The sequence below is a fragment of the Solibacillus isronensis genome, from assembly GCF_900168685.1.
Taxonomy (GTDB): domain Bacteria; phylum Bacillota; class Bacilli; order Bacillales_A; family Planococcaceae; genus Solibacillus; species Solibacillus isronensis_A.
This window is the reverse complement of the sequence record NZ_FVZN01000013.1, coordinates 384957-403365: the sequence shown is the minus strand read 5'-3', so window position 1 is coordinate 403365 and position 18409 is coordinate 384957. Positions and strand designations below refer to the sequence as shown.

At 39.1% G+C, this 18409-nt stretch carries 18 protein-coding genes; 12 read left to right on the top strand and 6 right to left on the bottom strand.

The features are described from left to right. Positions 1 to 99 precede the first annotated feature (99 nt). Positions 100 to 1668 carry an IS1182 family transposase gene (locus tag B5473_RS08605; protein WP_079523334.1) on the top strand — a complete coding sequence of 523 codons (1569 nt, stop codon included), beginning with the start codon at positions 100 to 102 and terminating at the stop codon, positions 1666 to 1668. A 105-nt stretch (positions 1669 to 1773) separates the two neighbouring features. Here B5473_RS08605 and B5473_RS08600 read toward each other — a convergent pair whose 3' ends face one another. From B5473_RS08600 to B5473_RS08590, 3 genes are read right to left on the bottom strand one after another with little or no spacing between them, the layout of a single operon-like run. Beyond that, the gene (locus tag B5473_RS08600; protein ID WP_079524498.1) at positions 1774 to 2607 is read right to left on the bottom strand and encodes an RluA family pseudouridine synthase; all 834 of its coding nucleotides are present in this window, start codon (positions 2605 to 2607) and stop codon (positions 1774 to 1776) included. Between the two features lie 57 nt (positions 2608 to 2664). Continuing rightward, positions 2665 to 3135: a thioredoxin family protein gene (locus B5473_RS08595; RefSeq protein ID WP_079524497.1), complete on the bottom strand. Its 471-nt coding sequence runs from the start codon at positions 3133 to 3135 to the stop codon at positions 2665 to 2667. A 1-nt stretch (position 3136) separates the two neighbouring features. Continuing rightward, positions 3137 to 3562: a disulfide oxidoreductase gene (locus tag B5473_RS08590; protein ID WP_079524496.1), complete on the bottom strand. Its 426-nt coding sequence runs from the start codon at positions 3560 to 3562 to the stop codon at positions 3137 to 3139. 153 nt (positions 3563 to 3715) lie between these two features. On the opposite strand from B5473_RS08590, the gene B5473_RS08585 reads away from it, so the two are divergent. The 4 genes from B5473_RS08585 (at position 3716) to B5473_RS08570 (ending at position 8443) form a co-directional block, all read left to right on the top strand. Beyond that, positions 3716 to 5257, top strand: coding sequence for a bifunctional GNAT family N-acetyltransferase/carbon-nitrogen hydrolase family protein (locus B5473_RS08585; RefSeq protein WP_079524495.1), 1542 nt, complete (start codon positions 3716 to 3718; stop codon positions 5255 to 5257). Between the two features lie 134 nt (positions 5258 to 5391). Continuing rightward, positions 5392 to 6504, top strand: coding sequence for a GAF domain-containing sensor histidine kinase (locus B5473_RS08580; RefSeq protein ID WP_079524494.1), 1113 nt, complete (start codon positions 5392 to 5394; stop codon positions 6502 to 6504). Positions 6505 to 6514: 10 nt separating this feature from the next. Beyond that, positions 6515 to 7162 carry a response regulator transcription factor gene (locus tag B5473_RS08575; RefSeq protein WP_079524493.1) on the top strand — a complete coding sequence of 216 codons (648 nt, stop codon included), beginning with the start codon at positions 6515 to 6517 and terminating at the stop codon, positions 7160 to 7162. 139 nt (positions 7163 to 7301) lie between these two features. After that, positions 7302 to 8443, top strand: a protein-coding gene (locus B5473_RS08570) for an IS3 family transposase (RefSeq protein ID WP_139377712.1) whose coding sequence is annotated in 2 segments (ribosomal slippage) — positions 7302 to 7575 and positions 7575 to 8443 — 1143 coding nt in all. Because the reading frame shifts where the segments join, the coding sequence is not laid out codon by codon here. A gap of 61 nt (positions 8444 to 8504) precedes the next feature. Here B5473_RS08570 and B5473_RS08565 read toward each other — a convergent pair. Together B5473_RS08565 and B5473_RS08560 are read right to left on the bottom strand one after the other, a co-directional pair. Beyond that, the gene (locus B5473_RS08565; protein ID WP_176142055.1) at positions 8505 to 9815 is read right to left on the bottom strand and encodes a hemolysin family protein; all 1311 of its coding nucleotides are present in this window, start codon (positions 9813 to 9815) and stop codon (positions 8505 to 8507) included. Between the two features lie 416 nt (positions 9816 to 10231). Next, a complete protein-coding gene (locus B5473_RS08560; protein WP_008406488.1) occupies positions 10232 to 10441 on the bottom strand; it encodes a YheE family protein in 210 nt (69 codons plus the stop codon). Between the two features lie 108 nt (positions 10442 to 10549). Between B5473_RS08560 and B5473_RS08555 the strand changes: the two genes are divergently transcribed. The 7 genes from B5473_RS08555 (at position 10550) to B5473_RS08525 (ending at position 16969) form a co-directional block, all read left to right on the top strand. Further along, positions 10550 to 11695 carry a DUF445 family protein gene (locus B5473_RS08555; RefSeq protein WP_079524491.1) on the top strand — a complete coding sequence of 382 codons (1146 nt, stop codon included), beginning with the start codon at positions 10550 to 10552 and terminating at the stop codon, positions 11693 to 11695. A 22-nt stretch (positions 11696 to 11717) separates the two neighbouring features. Continuing rightward, positions 11718 to 12062 carry a YlbF family regulator gene (locus B5473_RS08550; protein WP_065216702.1) on the top strand — a complete coding sequence of 115 codons (345 nt, stop codon included), beginning with the start codon at positions 11718 to 11720 and terminating at the stop codon, positions 12060 to 12062. 437 nt (positions 12063 to 12499) lie between these two features. Beyond that, positions 12500 to 14002 (top strand): coproporphyrinogen III oxidase, encoded by a 1503-nt coding sequence (locus B5473_RS08545; RefSeq protein WP_079524490.1) that lies wholly within the window; start codon positions 12500 to 12502, stop codon positions 14000 to 14002. Positions 14003 to 14144: 142 nt separating this feature from the next. Beyond that, the gene (locus B5473_RS08540; RefSeq protein WP_079524489.1) at positions 14145 to 15341 is read left to right on the top strand and encodes an MBL fold metallo-hydrolase; all 1197 of its coding nucleotides are present in this window, start codon (positions 14145 to 14147) and stop codon (positions 15339 to 15341) included. After that, positions 15328 to 15573 (top strand): DUF3006 domain-containing protein, encoded by a 246-nt coding sequence (locus B5473_RS08535; protein ID WP_079524488.1) that lies wholly within the window; start codon positions 15328 to 15330, stop codon positions 15571 to 15573. Before B5473_RS08540 ends, B5473_RS08535 begins: the two co-directional genes overlap by 14 nt. A gap of 123 nt (positions 15574 to 15696) precedes the next feature. Beyond that, entirely contained in the window at positions 15697 to 16485 is a 789-nt protein-coding gene (locus tag B5473_RS08530) for an HAD family hydrolase (RefSeq protein WP_079524487.1), read from the top strand. 112 nt (positions 16486 to 16597) lie between these two features. Further along, positions 16598 to 16969 (top strand): DNA polymerase III subunit delta, encoded by a 372-nt coding sequence (locus tag B5473_RS08525; RefSeq protein WP_079524486.1) that lies wholly within the window; start codon positions 16598 to 16600, stop codon positions 16967 to 16969. A gap of 40 nt (positions 16970 to 17009) precedes the next feature. On the opposite strand, the gene B5473_RS08520 is transcribed toward B5473_RS08525, so the two are convergent. After that, the gene (locus B5473_RS08520) at positions 17010 to 18272 is read right to left on the bottom strand and encodes a polysaccharide deacetylase family protein (RefSeq protein WP_079524485.1); all 1263 of its coding nucleotides are present in this window, start codon (positions 18270 to 18272) and stop codon (positions 17010 to 17012) included. Between the last annotated feature and the right edge of the window lie 137 nt (positions 18273 to 18409).

Below are 18409 nucleotides of genomic sequence, written 5' to 3'. Positions count from 1 at the left end.
TCAAGTAAATCTCTGCATAATTTCGAGCATAAAAAAAGGACATTCTCTGTTAAAATTTAAGTATCCTACAACCAAATTTCAAACGAAAGAAGTGTCCTTATGTTTAAAGATTATAACATGAATCAACTTATTTTACCGCTAGATTTAGAAGTAAAGTTACATAAAAATGATATTGCCTTTTCAATCCATAATTTGGTCGAAAGCATTCCAAACGAAGCTTTCGCTCCTTTCATTCACCATACGGGTTGCCCATCGTATCATCCACGTATGATGCTAAAGCTGATTCTATGTGGTTACACACAATCCACTTTTTCAGGAAGAAAAATTGAAGATCTGACTAGAGACAGTATCCGTATGATGTGGCTTGCCCAAGGATATGAACCAAGTTATCGCACTATTAATCGTTTTCGTGTACATCCAAATATGAAAGAACTCATTCGCCAATGTTTTGTACAATTCCGTTGTCAGTTAGTTGAAGAAAAACTCATCGATCAGGAAGCGATTTTTATCGATGGCACAAAGATTGAGGCAAATGCCAATAAGTTCACATTTGTTTGGAAAAAATCAGTGGAAAAACATCACACCAACCTCGTAGAAAAATCAAATAAACTTTACGATGAGTTACTTGAACATCAAATTATTCCTGAAATCAAACGTGAAAATGATGAACAGTTATCATTAGAAGAGTTAACTCAAGTAGCACATCACCTAGAAGAAGTAGTCGACGACTATACGAGCAAAATAGAGCATTCTGACGATGTCATTGAGCGAAAAAGATTACGTAGCGAACGAAAAACACCGAAGCAAATACTTAAACAAGTACACGATTGGATCATAAGAAAGCAGAAATACCAAAAAGATTTTGATGTGTTTGGCACACGTAACAGTTATTCAAAGACGGATCATGAAGCAACATTTATGCGGATGAAAGATGACTATATGCAAAACGGCCAATTGAAGCCAGGATATAATGTACAAATCGCTACTGAAGGTCAATATACACTCGCGTACGATGTATTTCCAAATCCAACAGACACGAAAACGCTTATTCCATTTCTTAATCAAATTGAAGAAAATTATTTCGAGTTACCAAAGCATATTGTAGCGGATGCCGGATACGGCAGTGAACAGAATTACCAGGATATTCTTAACAATCGAAAACGAACAGCACTCATTACATTCAATCATTACTTGAACGAACAGAAGCGAAAATACAAAAATGATCCTTTTAAGACAAGCAATTGGGTGTATGAGAAAGAAAACGATGCATACATATGTCCAAATGAAAAGAGATTACGATTCCAATACAATTCTGTTCGTACGGATAAATCAGGTTTCCAAAGAGAATTTAAAATCTATGAATGTGAAGAATGTACAGGGTGTCCTTTCCGTACAAAGTGTACCAAAGCAGCGGAAGGGAAAAATCGTAGACTCATGATTAATGAGAATTGGGAACAACAAAAAGAAGAAGTAAGAGCGAAGCTTTCAGAAGAAAAAACGGCTGCCATTTATCGTCAACGTAAAATTGACGTGGAACCAGTTTTTGGATTCTTGAAGGCTAATTTGTGTTTCCGTCGATTTTCTGTTCGGGGAAAATCAAAGGTTACTAACGAAATAGGTTTGGCACTAATGGCCACAAATTTAAGGAAGTATGCGGTAAGAGGTTAATACCTCTTCCAATATTTTCTTAATAAAGCGCAAAAAAGAGAAATTGCATTGTGCAATTTCTCTTTTTTGCGTGAACTGGAACTAATTCTGTCCCAGCCCCGTTTTTTAGTTATCTTTAACGATGATCTGCTCGTCTAAAAACGGGTGCATAAATGCTAGCTGAATGGCGTGCAATTCATAATCGCCTGATGCGGTTTCACGTGCACCGTACATTGTATCACCTACGATCGGGTGACCTAAATGCGCCATATGCACGCGAATCTGGTGTGTACGACCTGTCTCAAGAACAACATGGACAACACATGTACCTTTATAGCGATTCACTACTTCATAATGTGTCACGGCATGCTGGCCAGTAGGTGACACAACACGGCGAGTATTGTGATGACGGTCTTTACCGATGGCCGCGTTGATCGTACCGCTGTCTGTACGAAGATTGCCCTGAACTTCTGCGGCATACGTACGGATGATTGTTTTTTCCTCAATCATGCGGTCAAAAATAGACTTTGCAATCGGATGCTTTGCAACAAGCAGTAACCCGTTTGTCCCTTGATCCAAACGGTGTACGTGCTCTGCATAATGCCCGCCGTTGTCCATAATATGACGCATTACATGATTCATGCATGTGTCATTGTCAGTTGGTTCGTTTGGATGTGTCGCCATTCCTTTAGGCTTTGAAACAATTAGGCAGTGCTCGTCTTCATAGCGGATATTTACATCACAGCTGTCCGTTGGAATATAGTTAGAAGAGGGAATATCAAATGCAAATTCGATTTTCGTCCCTTTCTCGAACGACTCTTTCCATATAATTGGCTCGCCATCGATTGTAACCGCTTTGGCCATACGTAATTCGTGAACAAGCTTTTTGCCTAAGCGCCACTTTTCGCGAAGCAGGTCTTCAACGGTTTGTCCGTTTTCGTGAATGATATATGTGAACATTAATTTTCCTCCAAATGAAAAATCGTGCTCGTAAAGAACACGATTTTGAATATAATCTTATTTTAACACAACATCGTTAAAGAATTGACGCGTTGTTTCATCTGGTGCGTCACCTTCTAAACGAGCAACTTCTTCACCATTTTCGAAGTAGATAAGAGTTGGTGTTGCTTGAATATTATAAGTAGTCCACTCATCCGTATACTCAAGAATGTTTAATTGATCAACTTGAACATCTAGTTCATCGGCAATCGGCATAAGTTTTGGAGTGTAGTTTTGGCAGTGAGAACATTCAGGACTGAAGAAATAGCCGACAACGCCGTCACCTGACTCAATTTTTTCTGCTAATGCATTCGGTAAAATGATATTTTGATAGTTTTCATCGTCCAACAAGTCGATTGTTGATTGTTTTAAGTTGTCTGTACCGTACGGATTGTTTTCTAGTTTTTCATTGTTTTTCATGTTTGTCAGCACAATAATTGCTGCGAATAATAACACAATAACCGCACCGACAATCGCTAACTTCTTCAAATTATTTCTCCCCCTTTAAAACCTTTAACATATAAAAACTAACTGCTGCTATAATAACAAAAGCAGTAAGCGCCAAAAATGGAATCGTAATAAAGCCTAACCAGTTAATATACTGACCGGTACATGCTACACGACCACAAGCAGGTGCTGCATCCTGCATAAAAACTAACTTTTGCAGGCTATAATGATAAAGAGATGTTGCCGCGCCAATTGTAGAAAAAACGGCTGTTGTTAATGCAATTTTCGCATTTTTCTGGATGTAGGCAATCGTTGAAATCAGCACAATAGGGTACATTAAAATGCGCTGGTACCAGCATAATGTACATGGTTCGTAGCCTCGTATTTCAGAAAAATACAATGATCCGAGCGTTGCTGTCAACGATACAACCCAAATAATGAGCAAGGCATTTTCAAGTTTTTTGGACATAGTGCTACCTCGATATTCAAATTTGAAACTTCTATCAGCAGAAGTTTTTCATATTTATTCTCATTGATTATAGTTTGAATTCGAGAAAAAGTAAATTACTACGTTTATCAAAGGCTATTAAAAGGAAAGTTAAATATGGAGGGGGAGTTTTGCATGACAGATTCATTAGATATGTCCCAATTTGAAAAACCAATGATTATCCGAAATATGACAACAGAGGATATTGACTCAATATTAGAAATACAGCGTATATGCTTTCCAGGCATGGAGCCTTGGGAACGCGCACATCTATACAGCCATTTAACCATTTTCCCTGAAGGACAAATGGTAGCCGAGCTAGATGGAAAAGTAATTGGTTCCTGCTCGAGCCTGCGCATTAACTTCGATGAATACGATGACCGCCATACATGGAACGATATTACCGACAATGGCTTTATTACAAATCACAATCCGGATGGCTACAACCTGTACGGTATTGAAGTAATGGTGCACCCGGAATATCGCCGTATGAAAGTCGGTCAAAGGCTGTATGAGGCGCGGAAAGATCTGGCGCGAACACTTAATTTGAAATCTATCATTATTGGCGGCCGAATTCCAAACTACCATGTTCATTCGGAAGAGATGAGTCCACGTGATTATGTGGATGCGGTAAGTCGCCATAAAATATATGACCCGGTGCTGACATTCCAAATGATGAACGGCTTTATTTTAATGCGTATCAATCCAAACTATTTACCGGACGATAGAGCTTCAGGCAAGTATGCGACATTAATGGAATGGAACAACGTGGATTACCGACCACTGACAAAGCGTCATTTCAAGACGAGTTATCCAGTGCGTATTTGTGTTGTGCAATATATGATGCGCGCAATCGATTCCTTTGAAGACTTTGCGAAGCAGTGTGAATACTTTGTGGATGTCGGTTCTGATGCAGGCTCGGATTTCGTTGTCTTCCCGGAGATTTTCACGACGCAGCTGATGAGTTTCTTAAATGAAAAATCGCCGTCACAGGCTGTTCGTAAATTAACGAAATATACACCTGAATATATCGAACTATTTACAAGTCTGGCGGTCCGCTACAATGTCAATATTATCGGCGGTTCGCATTTTGTTGAGGAAGAGGACGAAGAAATTTACAATATCGCCTATTTATTCAGACGTGACGGGACGATTGAAAAACAATATAAAATTCACATTACACCAAATGAGCGTAAATGGTGGGGGATCAGTAACGGAGATAAAGTCCGCGTATTTGATACGGACTGCGGCAAGATTGCCATTCAGATTTGCTATGACATCGAGTTTCCGGAACTTGCACGCATTGCGACAGATATGGGTGCGAATATTATTTTCACACCGTTTTGTACAGAAGACCGTCAAGGCTATTTACGCGTGCGCTATTGTGCACAGTCACGTGCGATTGAAAACCAGATTTACACGGTTATTTCCGGAACGGTCGGCAACTTGCCTGAAACGGAAAACATGGATATTCAATATGCGCAATCGGCCATTTTCGCACCAAGCGATTTTGAATTTGCGCGGGATGGAATTGTAGGAGAGACGAGTCCGAACCTGGAAATGGTATTGATCGGGGATGTCGATCTGGAAATATTGCGACGACAACGTCAAGACGGTACAGTTAAGCATCTAAAAGACAGACGCCATGATGTGTACCGCGTGGAATATTTAAAATAACTTACAGGAAAATTCTGCTATTGTAAAAAATAGCAGGATTTTTTTCATTCAAAAGTATGAGAGGGATAGCGGTGCGTTCTATTTAATTGAAATGGTATGATAGAGAAAAGTGAAGTTGCAAAGGAAGAGCCAGTATGACAAAAGACCAATCTAATATTGCCATATTAAAAGAAATTGCTGAGCTGTTAAACGAGGAAACAGAAATGATTCCTATGTTGAATGGGGCGCTGTCGAAATTTTTAAGCGGTACGAAATTCGAAACAGGCTGGATTTTCTTTATCGATAAAAAAGGGAAATCCGAGCTTGTCGTGAAGCAGGATTTACCGAATGCGCTTAGTCATAACGATTGCCACTATTTAAAGAAGGGCGGATGCTGGTGTGTGTCCCGTTTCCGCAATGAAGAATTAAAAAAAGCTTCGAATATTATTGAATGCCAGCGCATAGAAAGTGCCATCGCAGCAAATGTAGGCGACCATAACGAAATCACCCACCATGCGACGGTACCGTTGCAATCAGGACAGGAACGTTTCGGGTTGCTGAATGTCGCTTCAAGAAATACAGTACGCTTTTCGGATGAGGAGTTGGATTTACTTGAATCGGTAGCCTTTCAGATGGGTTCTGCGATTAAACGAATTTATTTAACAAATGAACAGCAGGAAATTGCGCTTGTTCAGGAACGTAACCGTTTAGCACGCGATTTACATGATTCTGTCAACCAGCTTCTTTTTTCGGTAACACTGACAGCCCGTGCTGGAGTAGAGATGAGCAACGAGCAGGATATTAAGGAAACATTTAAAGATATTCAGCAGCTTACCCAGGAGGCTTTGACGGAAATGCGTGCACTCATTTGGCAGCTTCGTCCGAAAGGGTTGGAAAGCGGACTCATTGAAGCGATCAAAGTGTATGCAGAAATGCTAAGCCTGAAATTAACGGTCAATGTTTCGGGTGTCATTCAATTTCCTTCACGAGTAGAGGAAACGCTTTTCCGAATTACTCAGGAAGCATTGAATAATGTACGTAAACATGCAGGTGTAAAGACTGTAGAAATATATATAAACGTGACCGCTACCGATGTATTACTCGTTGTAAACGATGCAGGTCATGGCTTTAATGTAGAGGCACATCGCCGTATACCATCGATCGGCATGCAATCAATTATTGACCGGGCACATGCAGTTGGAGGAACCGCGGATTGGGTAAGTGAAATTGGAAAAGGAACAGAATTACTTGTCCGTTTACCATACTAGGGGGGATTTTATGATACGGGTACTAATAGCAGATGACCATCATGTAGTAAGACGAGGGTTATTATTCTTTTTAAAAACTCAAAAGGATATCGAAGTTGTAGGAGAAGCGAAAAACGGATTTGAAGCAGTAGAACTTGTTGAACAACTTTCTCCTGATATTGTTTTAATGGACCTCGTCATGCCTGAAATGGACGGCATTCAGGCAACAAAGAAAATAAAAAACAAGTGGCCGCATATTAAAGTGCTGATGCTGACAAGCTTTTCGGATAAAGACCATGTGCTGCCGGCAATGGATGCAGGGGCATCAGGATACCAGCTAAAAGATATCGAACCGGATGATTTGGTGGAATCGATTCGTCAAATTATGCGAGGCGAAAATACGATCCATCCGGAAGCGACTACGCAATTAGAAGAAGGGCTGCGTGAAGATGAGAACAAGCCCCATATTTTAAATCCGCTGACACCGCGGGAACAGGACGTATTGGCAGAACTGACAAAGGGGAAAAGCAACAGGGAGATCGCTTCTTCGTTATATGTGACTGAAAAAACAGTTAAAACCCATATATCGAATATTTTTGCAAAGCTCCATGTACAGGACCGTACTCAGGCGGCATTATATGCAGTAAAACATAATTTGACTGAAACGAATGAAAGCTAAATAAGACCGATAAATAAAAAACCTCACTTTTTCTCCGGCAGGAAAAAGGCACTGACCTAAATTAATGAGACAAATAAAAACACCTTTCGTTGAAAAACGGGTATTAAACCTAGTAAATCAACGTGGAGGTGTTTTTTCTATGGGTACAAGAGTAAGCTATCCAGCAGAAGTGAAAATGAAAGCAATCGAAATGAAGCTGTCAGGAATTCCTGCAAAGCAAATAATGGATGAATTGAATATTAAAAATGTTAGTCAATTAAAAACATGGATGAAATGGTATAAAACTGGCGAAATATATCGACTTCATCAGCCGGTGGGGAAACAATATTCTTTCGGAAAAGGGCCTGAGTTTGATTCAGAGGAATCCCGTTTACAGGCTGAAAATCGTTATTTAAAACAGCAAGTGGAAGTGCTAAAAAAGTACAAGGAATTGGAAAGGAAGTGGTTGGACAAGCATTTGTAGAAGTAGTAGAGGCACTTAGAGGCCAAATTTCTATACAAAGAATCTGTGAATTAATGGGTGTGGCAAGGGCCACGTATTATCGTTGGAGAAAACAAAAAGGTGCGCAAACGACAAAAGAAAAACGAGATCAAGATGTTGGTGAAAAATGTGCAGCACATAAATATCGGTATGGTTATCGTAAAATCGCAAGTTTCTTTCCGGATTTAGCCGAGAAAACGGTTCAAAAAATCATGCAAAAATATAATTGGTCGTGTCGTGTTAAAGTGAAGAAACGTAAGCGTACGGGGCAACCAACAAGTATAGCACCGAATCATTTAGAGCGTGATTTCCACGCTACTGAGCCACTTCAAAAGCTCGTAACCGATATTACTTACTTGCCTTTTGGTCAATCGATGTTATATCTTTCAAGTATTATGGACTTATACAACGGCGAAATTATTGCGTACACAATTGGAACGACACAGGATACACAATTCGTAGTGGACACATTGAGTCAAGTAGAAGGAATCTCAAGTGAGGCAATTCTTCATAGCGATCAAGGGTCGGTCTATACATCTTACGAATATCAAAAACAAGTAAAAGAAAAAGGAATTACCATGAGCATGTCCCGTAAAGGCACGCCAGCTGATAATTCCCCAATCGAAACGTTTCACTCCTCGCTAAAGTCCGAAACGTTCTATCTCGACGGAATCCACAGCACAACGAATGCATGTGTGATTCGAATCGTCGAAGAGTATATAAACTATTATAACAATATCCGTATTCAAACGAAACTAAACAACCAGTCGCCGGTGCAATACCGTCAACTGGCTGTTTAGAAGGTGTTTTCTTACTGTCTCAAAAAAGGCAGTCAGTGCCAAAAAGTGAGGGTTTTTTTGATTATAGAATTTCCTCGTCTGTCGTTTCAGACGGCGGAAGTTTTGTTACTTCAATATACAAAATGTGGTGACCGTCCAGTTCCGTAACTTTGAACTGATATCCTTCCGACTCAATGATATCGCCTTCCTGAACATCAAAGCGTTGTGTCATGAACCAACCACCGATTGTATCGATATCTTCATCTTCAAACGTTGTACCTAAAATATCATTCATTTCCTGCAATAACATTTTAGCGTCAAAGATGTAGTGGTCTTTTGCGATTTCCTGAATTTCCGGAATTTCATCTTCATCGAATTCATCTTGAATATCACCGATAATTTCCTCGATAATATCTTCAATTGTAACTAAACCGGAAGTACCACCGTATTCATCCATTAAAATAGCCATATGAATACGTTCGTTTTGAATTTTTAATAATAAATCACTAATAGGAATTGTTTCAATTACTCGGATTACCGGTTGCATATAATCATCAACGAGCTTATCGCCATTTGCAGCATCTTTAATATAAGCTGTTAATAAATGCTTCATGTTAACAAGACCAATGACATGGTCTTTGTCTCCATCTGTAACAGGGTATCGTGTATATTGTTCAATGCCCATTACTTCAAATACTTCGCGAATCGTTTGACCTCTTTCAATACTGATAATTTCAGTACGAGGTACCATTATCTCCTTCGCTATTCGATCAGAAAACTCAAAAATACTATTAACATATTCGTATTCAGAGTGGTTAATTTCCCCGCCCTTAAAGCTGTCTGATAAAATCATGCGAAGCTCTTCTTCAGAGTGCGCTTCTTCAGTTTCAGAAACCATTTTCAAGCCAAATGCTCCAGATAATGCACGCGCCGATCCGTTTAAAGCACGGATGAAAGGATACATGATGTTATGGAACAGAATTAAAAATCCGGAAAGCTTTAATGTTACGGCTTCTGCTTTTTGAATAGCGAGAGTTTTTGGAGCTAATTCCCCTACGACAACATGAATAAATGTTACGAGTGAGAAGGCAACAATAAATGAAAGAACAGTTGTGAGATTACCACTTAAGTTAAAGAACTCAAATACTGGATGAAGAATTATTTCGAAAGTCGGTTCTCCAAGCCATCCGAGTCCTAATGCCGTAATCGTAATTCCGAGCTGACAAGCAGATAAATACTCATCGAGGTTTGAAATTACCTTTTTTGCCCGCATAGCAGATTTATTTCCTTCTGCAACGAGCTGATCAATTTTTGTCGTTCTTACTTTAACTATTGCAAACTCAGTTGCAACAAAAAATGCCGTAGCGGCAATTAAGATAGCAAATGCTATCAACCTAATGGTTAGTTCGATTCCTATGTCTACGTCCAACTATATTCTCTATTTGCGGCGCAAATGAGCGTGGCAAATAAAGAGTACACCTCCTAAAAAAAAATTAATACTACAATCATAAAATATTTACGTTAAAAAAACAATTTATGAATTTGAAAATTGAGGAAAAAATTTTGAGTAGGATTCGGTGTCTATAATCAGAAAAATGAATGATTTACCAGATGTGGATAAATTGATAGAAAATTGAAATTTCAATAGATTTATGCTACTGTGAAATGGTAGATAATGATAATTTAGTAGGCAGAAAAATTAGCAAATGCCAGCAACTAAAATTTTCTGCAGCCAGCTACTAAATTATGATTAACTCGAAACGCGCATAAAAATGGGAGCATCGAAAATTCGACTGCTCCCATTTCTTTTTATTCGTAAACGTGAAAGAGCATTAACTCGTGAATCATTTTCTCAAGCTGTTCTTTCTGTTCTTCAGCTGGACTTTCCCCAAAGAATTTGATGCTTCCATCTTTATAATATTCTGCTACATAACGTTTCTGCTCATAGAAAAAGCGGATGGACCACCCCGGAATTTGACTGTTTTCAAACAATGGCTTATAGCTAAAATGTTGAATCATGAAACTTCCCTCCCATTTTTATCGTACAAGAAAGTAGTACATTGTTGCAATTTTTCTTTTTTGAAATTAATAATAGAACATACACATGATGAAGAAAGAGTGAGCAAAATGGGAGAATTTATTTCGCTATTATTCCTGCTTGGTGTTGTAGGCGCTGTCGTTGGTGCAGCGACAAACTATATGGCAATCAAAATGCTTTTTAGACCTTATAAGCCAATCTATTTTAAAAAATGGAAGCTGCCGTTAACACCGGGTCTAATTCCGAAACGCCGTGAGGATTTGGCGATTCAGTTAGGAAAAACCGTTTCGGAATATTTACTGACACCCGAAACAATTAAGAAGAAGTTCTTATCAAAGGAAATACGCGAAAGTGTATTAACCTTTGCACAAAATAAAGTGACGCAAGAAATATTTACTAACGAAAAAACGATCAATGACTGGATTCGTTTGGCGGGTTTCACACAATTACCGCAAACAGTGGAAGGGAAAGTGGATGAACTTATTCATGTACAATTCCATAAAGTAAAAAATACGTTATCTACAAAAGCCATTCGTGAATTATTACCGAATGATTTGGAGCCTGTGTTGGACCAGAAAATCGATGAGGCTGTCGTACAGATACTGCAAAAAGGCGAAGATTATTTTATGTCGCCAGAAGGTACGATGACAATCAAAAACATGCTTGATGACTTCTTATCGACAAAAGGTTCATTTGGCGGAATGATCCAAATGTTTTTAGGAGACTCGACATCACTCGTTGATAAAGTACAGCGTGAGCTTATAAAGTTTTTAAAAGCTCCAGGAACAGCTGCACTTTTACATCGGATTTTTACAACAGAGTGGGAAAAAATTAAAAATCGACCGGCAATGGACTTTATGAATGATGTAAACTTTGATACGATTGAAACGAGTATCCAAAGCTATGCAAAAAATGCACTGGCATTGGAGGCACGCCTGGATAAAACGGTTAATGACTATTGGCCACAAGGAAAAGACTGGGCTACAAATGATCTGCTACCTAAAATGATGGATAAAACATTTATCGCAGCAGAAGGAAAAATCGAAGACGTACTGAAGCGATTGAATTTAGCGGAAGTCGTTCGAGAGCAGGTAGATTCTTTCCCTATCGCCAAATTAGAAGAGCTTGTACTAGGTATTATTAGTAAAGAGCTGAAATTAATCACATGGCTGGGCGGCATTATTGGTGGTCTTGTCGGGATCATTCAAGCGTTAATCGTCTTTTTGACGAACTAAAAAGAGAAAGTAGGAATATTACATGATTAATATTTATGAAGATATTAATAAACTTGAAGCAACATTCCGCAAGACTGATGAGTTTCAAAATTTAAAGAACGCAGTGGAAACTGTACGTGCAGACGAGGAAGCGAAAGTATTATTCACAAACTTCCGTGATGTTCAATTAAAGATGCAGGACAAACAAAATGCTGGTGAAGAAATTACAGAAGAAGAGTATGTATTTTTACAAAAAACAGCACAGTTAGCTCAGCAAAACGCTAAAATTATTGCGATGCTGGAAGCGGAAATGGCATTAAGTGCAGTAATCCAAGAAATTAACCGTATTATCACACAGCCAATCCAGGCAATGTACGACGGGCTATAAGATCCAGGTACTTGGATAGAAGTAGAATTCTTTAACTCGAAAAATTAATAAAGAAGCATATACTTTATAAAATTGATTTGAATGGAGGGGCGACTCCTGGGGGAATAGCACGATGCCTGAGACTAGGAACAAAAGCTAAGAACGCCACGTCCTGTGGCAACGCTTTTGTGACCAACATCTTGTTGGCCCCACGCCGTGCCCCCGGAAAGCGTCCCCGGAATGGAAATCAATTTTGCAAACAATAAAAAGCCATTTTTCTATTAAAGAAAAATGGCTATTTGATTTTAGAAGGGCTCTTTTTTTGTTTTAGGGAGTTTTATAGACGATTATCCAGACTAATTTAACTAAGAAATAAACATGTTTTTTTTCTTCTACCTTAATATTTGTTACAATGAGATAGATTTTTTATTTATTATAATAAGAAGGTAGAGAATAACATGAAAACGATTCATATTAATGAGCAATTCAAAGAAGACTGGACACGTGTTCTTAATCATATAGCCAATTTATTTTACGAGGATTCCGTTATTCAGATCGATCAGGACGGTTCGGATATGTCGATTGAATTTAACAAGTCTATCGATGAAAACTTTACAATTTCCACATTTGCCAAGCTAAAAGTGGATGGGCAGGAATATACGAGCGACTATTCGATTAAGTATGAGACAGAAGGAACGGAAAAAGAGCAAAACATCCGAATGAAGCGTGCACTTTCACATGTCATGCTTGATGTACTTGAACAATATTCCGGTATGACTCAGCAGTGGGGTATTTTAACAGGAGTCCGTCCGACAAAGCTTTATCATAAATATCGTAAAGCCGGTATGAATGACGAGCAAATTGCAGCGGTACTAAAAGAAGATTACCGAATTTCGGATCAGAAAATCGCATTAATGAAAGCGATTGTCGAGCGTCAACTTACGGTGATCCCGGATCTGGACGAGCTTGGAAAGGAAATTTCAATTTATATTGGGGTTCCGTTTTGTCCGACAATGTGTGCGTATTGCACATTCCCGGCCTATGCGATCCAATCAAATCGTAAGGCAGGACGCGTAGAGAAATTTATCGACGGCCTTCACATTGAGCTGCGTGAAATGGGGAAATGGCTGACAGAGAAAAATATGCGCATTACTTCGATTTACTGGGGCGGGGGTACACCGACATCAATCGAGGCACATGAAATGGATGCATTATATAAAACGATGTTCGATGCTTTCCCGAATCCCGAGTCCATTCGTGAAATTACGGTAGAAGCAGGGCGTCCGGATACAATTACACCTGAGAAAATCGAAGTGTTGAAAAAGTGGGGCATTGACCGTATTTCCGTTAACCCGCAAAGCTATACGCAAGAAACATTAAAAGCAATTGGCCGCCATCATACTGTTGAAGAAACAGTAGAGAAGTTTTGGCTATCACGCAATTCCGGTATGAATAATATCAATATGGATTTGATTATCGGCTTGCCGAATGAAGGTATTGAAGAGTTCGAGCATTCATTAGCGGAATCTGCAAAAATGCAGCCTGAAAGTTTAACGGTTCATACGCTCAGCTTTAAGCGTGCATCTGAAATGACGCGAAACAAAGATAAGTATAAAGTAGCAGACCGTGACACAGTTGGAAAAATGATGCAGATGGCAACGGAATGGACAGCTGAAAACGGCTATGTTCCATATTACTTATACCGCCAGAAAAATATTTTAGGAAACTTGGAAAACGTCGGTTATTGTAAACCGGAAGAAGAGTCGATCTACAATATTGTCATTATGGAAGAAGTGCAAACAATTTTAGGTATCGGCTGCGGAGCTTCCTCGAAGTTCGTGCATCCAACGACCGGTAAAATTACACAGTTCCACAACCCGAAAGATCCAGCAGCATATATTCTGACATTTGAAGAATCAATCGCCAAGAAAATCGCCATTTTAGATGAGCTATATTCTTAATTTGATGACCTTTAAATATCGACAAATAGCACAGCCAAACTATTGGCATGTGCTATTTGGTTTTTTTCGCGAAGGGGAGATTTTTATAATAAGATCAACTTGTGTAAACTAGTAAGAGAGTAAAAGAAAAGGATTTGTTGCAATGAAAAAATTAATAGGACTGTTAATGTTCACGTTACTATTCGTAGTAGGATGTACAGAACCAGCCGAAGAAACATACGAAGAACCACTAAAGGAAATGGCCGTCCACTTTATTGATGTAGGACAGGGGGATTCCATTTTCATCGAAGCGCCAAACGGGAAAACAATGCTTGTTGACGGTGGTGTAAAGGGTGCCGGTAAGGAAGTTGTCGCCTATTTAAAAGCACAAGGAGTCAACCGGTTGGATTATGTAGTCGCAACACATCCGGATGCCGATCATATCGGCGGACTGATTTCAGTGCTGAATTCCATCTCAATAAAGGAATTTATCGATTCCGGAAAAGTACATACGTCTCAAACATATGAAGAAATGCTAAGCCTCATTCAAGCTAAAAATATTAAGTTTACGATCCCTAAAACGGGAGATGAATTTCAGCTTGAAGACAACCTTACTGTAGAAGTACTTGCTGCAGATGAAACGGCTTCTGATAATAATGATGCTTCAATCGTTCTGCGCGCGGAATACCAAAATATTTCGTTTTTACTTATGGGAGATGCCGATAATGGTGTAGAGCAGGAGCTTTTACAAAAAGGAACCGATGTACAGGCAACCATTTTAAAAGCAGGCCATCACGGATCTAATACGAGCAGTTCGCCTAAATTTGTAGAAGCGGTCAGTCCACTAGCAACTATATTAAGCTATGGTCAGGACAATAAATACGGTCACCCGCATGCAGAAGTAATTGATATACTGAAAAACGTAAATAGTGAAATATATAGTACTGCAGAAGCCGGAACGATTGTAATTACTACAGATGGGGTAACATATGACATAGATGCACAGGAGTGGACAGGTATCGGGGCAACGAGTTCGATACCGTTACCAGCCTCAACAAAGAGCAGTAAAGTCGAACTGATCAGTAAAGATGTGCATGAAGAAATTGTTGTCATCCAGAACAATAGTAATCAAGCGGTTAATTTGGAAGGCTGGGAATTAATATCCGTTGAAGGTGATCAAGTATTTAGTTTCCCGGATATTATTTTAACACCAGGTAAAAAGCTTTCGATTACAAGTGGTCCCGATGCAAAAACAGGTACGGCCGTACTGGAATGGTCGAAAAGACAAATATGGCTAAACAGCGGCGATGCAGCCCAATTAGTCAATGCGAAAGGGGAAGTTGTAAGTGAACTACAATAAATACACGCTAGACCGATTTGATGGAGATTATGCGATTTTTTTAAAACGCCCGGAAGAAACGGAGCAACTTCTGATCCATTATGCTGAAATTCCATCAGAGCTTAAAGAAGGCGATATAGTAAATATTTTGGATGATGGTTTTGAGTATAAGATTGAGTTACTGAAAGAAGAAACTGAAAATCAAAAAACACGTGTTAATAATCTGTTACAGCAATTAAGAAATAAGGAATAACAGGCTTTTATTCCTTAATTACATTTGTTGTAAAAGATTTAGAAAAATCAAAAAGTAACGGAAATTGTACGCTTTAGTATGGTAAAATGTATGGGTACATATATTAATTTTAGGAGCGTAACAATGGCTATTAAAACAATAATTTTTGATTTAGATGATACTTTATTATTCGATCAACATTCAGTGAAAACGGCATTTGAAAAGACATGCGAATATGCAACGACTAAAAAAAACGTCGACGCACAAGAGTTGGAAGTAGCGGTAAGATCGGCAGCTCGCAGTCTTTATGAAAGTTATCCTACATATGACTACACGGTCTTAATCGGTATTAACCCATTTGAAGGTCTTTGGGGAACGTTTGATGATCCGACACCGCAATTTCAGCAGATGAAAGAAATTGTACCTGCCTATCGTGCCGAAGCTTGGACAAATGGTTTGGCGGCCCTTGGAATTGAAGATGCAACATTAGGCGCAGAACTTGGGGAGCGTTTTGTAGAGGAACGTAAAAAAGCACCATTTTTCTATGAAGATACATTTGCGGTATTGGATGAATTAAAAGGGAAATACGAGCTTGTGCTATTAACGAACGGTGCACCAAGTTTACAAAATTTAAAGCTGGAGATTACTCCGGAGATTGTACCGTATTTTGACCATGTTATTATTTCAGGTGATTTCGGTAAAGGTAAACCGGATGCTTCAATTTTCGAGTTTGTAATGGAAAAAGCACAGGTTACGAAAGATGAGGCCATTATGGTCGGCGATAATTTAATGACCGATATTTTAGGCTCGTCTCGTGTCGGTATGCGCAACGTTTGGATTAACCGTGAAAGTAAACCGCATAATCCAGAAATTGTCCCGACATATGAAGTAACATCACTTACAGAATTTTTACAGTTAGTGAAAATTTTATAAACTAGCAAACGCACTTTACTTTAAGGTAAGTGCGTTTTTGTATTAAAAGAATGAATTTTCTAAAAATTCATGCTATAATAAATGTATGAAAGGGATGAAAGAGGTTTTTTCTATGGTAAATAATAATATATGTCGCTGTGAAAACTGCGGTCGCACAAACAATTCAGTTCAGATCAATCCGGTAACGGTTGACCATCATACAGCATACCTTTGTTTGGCATGTGAACATGTGCTTCATTTACCTGAAAACAAAAACCGATTCTTCAGCCTTGTACGCAGTAAAAACAGAAAACAGGCCAATCCGGAAATGCAAGGAGCACACCGTATACTTTCTGCATTTATTGCAGTTGGTGTATTATTTTTCGTTGCGATTGCAGCATTAGGGGTAGCGCAAAGTGCGGATATTGTGACATTGCCGCTATTTGAAAAGGACTCTATTTTAATAAATGAGTATTTATCTTTTCTACAACTGAAAGCATTATAAATTATGGACCTGGTGATATACATTCACCAGGCCTTTTATTTTATTTTCCTAACAGTTCGGAAACAGTCACAAATTCGTAACCCTGTTTTTGGAGTGTTGCAAGCACCTCATCCAATGCATCGGCAGTTGCCTGATGAATATCATGCATTAATATGATACTCCCATTTTTTGCACGGTCTTTTACTGCCTGCACCGTTTTTTCAGGATCACGATGCTTCCAGTCAAGTGTATCAATTGTCCACAGTACGTTCGGTACACTTAATTGATCAGTGATCGACTCATCATAGCTCCCATACGGCGGGCGGAAGACAGTTGCCCGTTGACCGATCGTCGACTTTATAAGTGAATCGGTTGCCTGAATTTGCTGCTTTATTTCCTTAGTTGACAATGTCGTCAGTTTTTCATGATTAAATGTATGGTTGCCAATCTCATGGCCCGCGTTATATACGGCCTTTAGAATTTCAGGGTGTTCCTTCACCTCTTGCCCCACAACAAAAAACGTCGCCTTTGCCTCATATTTCTCCAACGTTTTTAAAATTTGTTTCGTCACTTTTGGGTGGGGACCATCATCGAATGTTAAGGCAATTTTCTTATCCGTTGCTGGTTTCGGATTAACGGGCTTTACTGGTTTTTCTTTTACAACAGGCGGTGTAACCAATCCATTCGTCAGTACATAGCCGGATAGTTTATCCGTTGTGACAAACGCCCAACCTTTTAAATTTGTGAGCATTTTAACAGGGCTGTTTTTACGTAACACGCCGATTTCCGTACTCGAAGAACTGGCGATTTCTCTTACAACTAAATCTGCTGAACCTTTGACAATCATCGCTTTTGAAACAGGTTTCACAAGTGCCTGCTGATTGACAAAACCGGCAAGACGTCCGTATTTTACAAAAACAAAGTCGGCGGTTGCAGATCCGTAAAGCTCTACAATTGTATTTAAATGGAGCTTTCCTTTAATCTCGCTCTCCTGTGTATTCGTTACACGCACAAGTGGCTCTTCTTTTGCTTGTACGAGCATATATTGAGGGGTTGCAGACTTTAAATATTCGCTTGGAATATAGCCTATCACCGTTTTATATTGAATTTCAGCCCATCCATCCGCTTCGGAAAGTACGATAACGGGTGTTGCTTTTGACAGTGTAATTACTTTTTGCTCTAATGTTTCATCAAATACCTCGGTCTCTATTGTTGTGATTTTAATTGTGGCAGAAGGGGCTGCTGCAAGGACACGCTCGTTATTTACTAGGGAAACACCAACGATACAGAAAACAATTAATAAGAAATAAAGTATTTTTCTCAACTAAACTCTCCTTTTATTAAAAAGTGAGCGAATAGAGTGAACGGTTGGTGGGAATCGGGTAGGGGTCTTCACTTTCGCCAAGTTTTATGTAAGATTTTATCCAATCGAAGTTTGAAATAATAAGAGATAAAATCGTC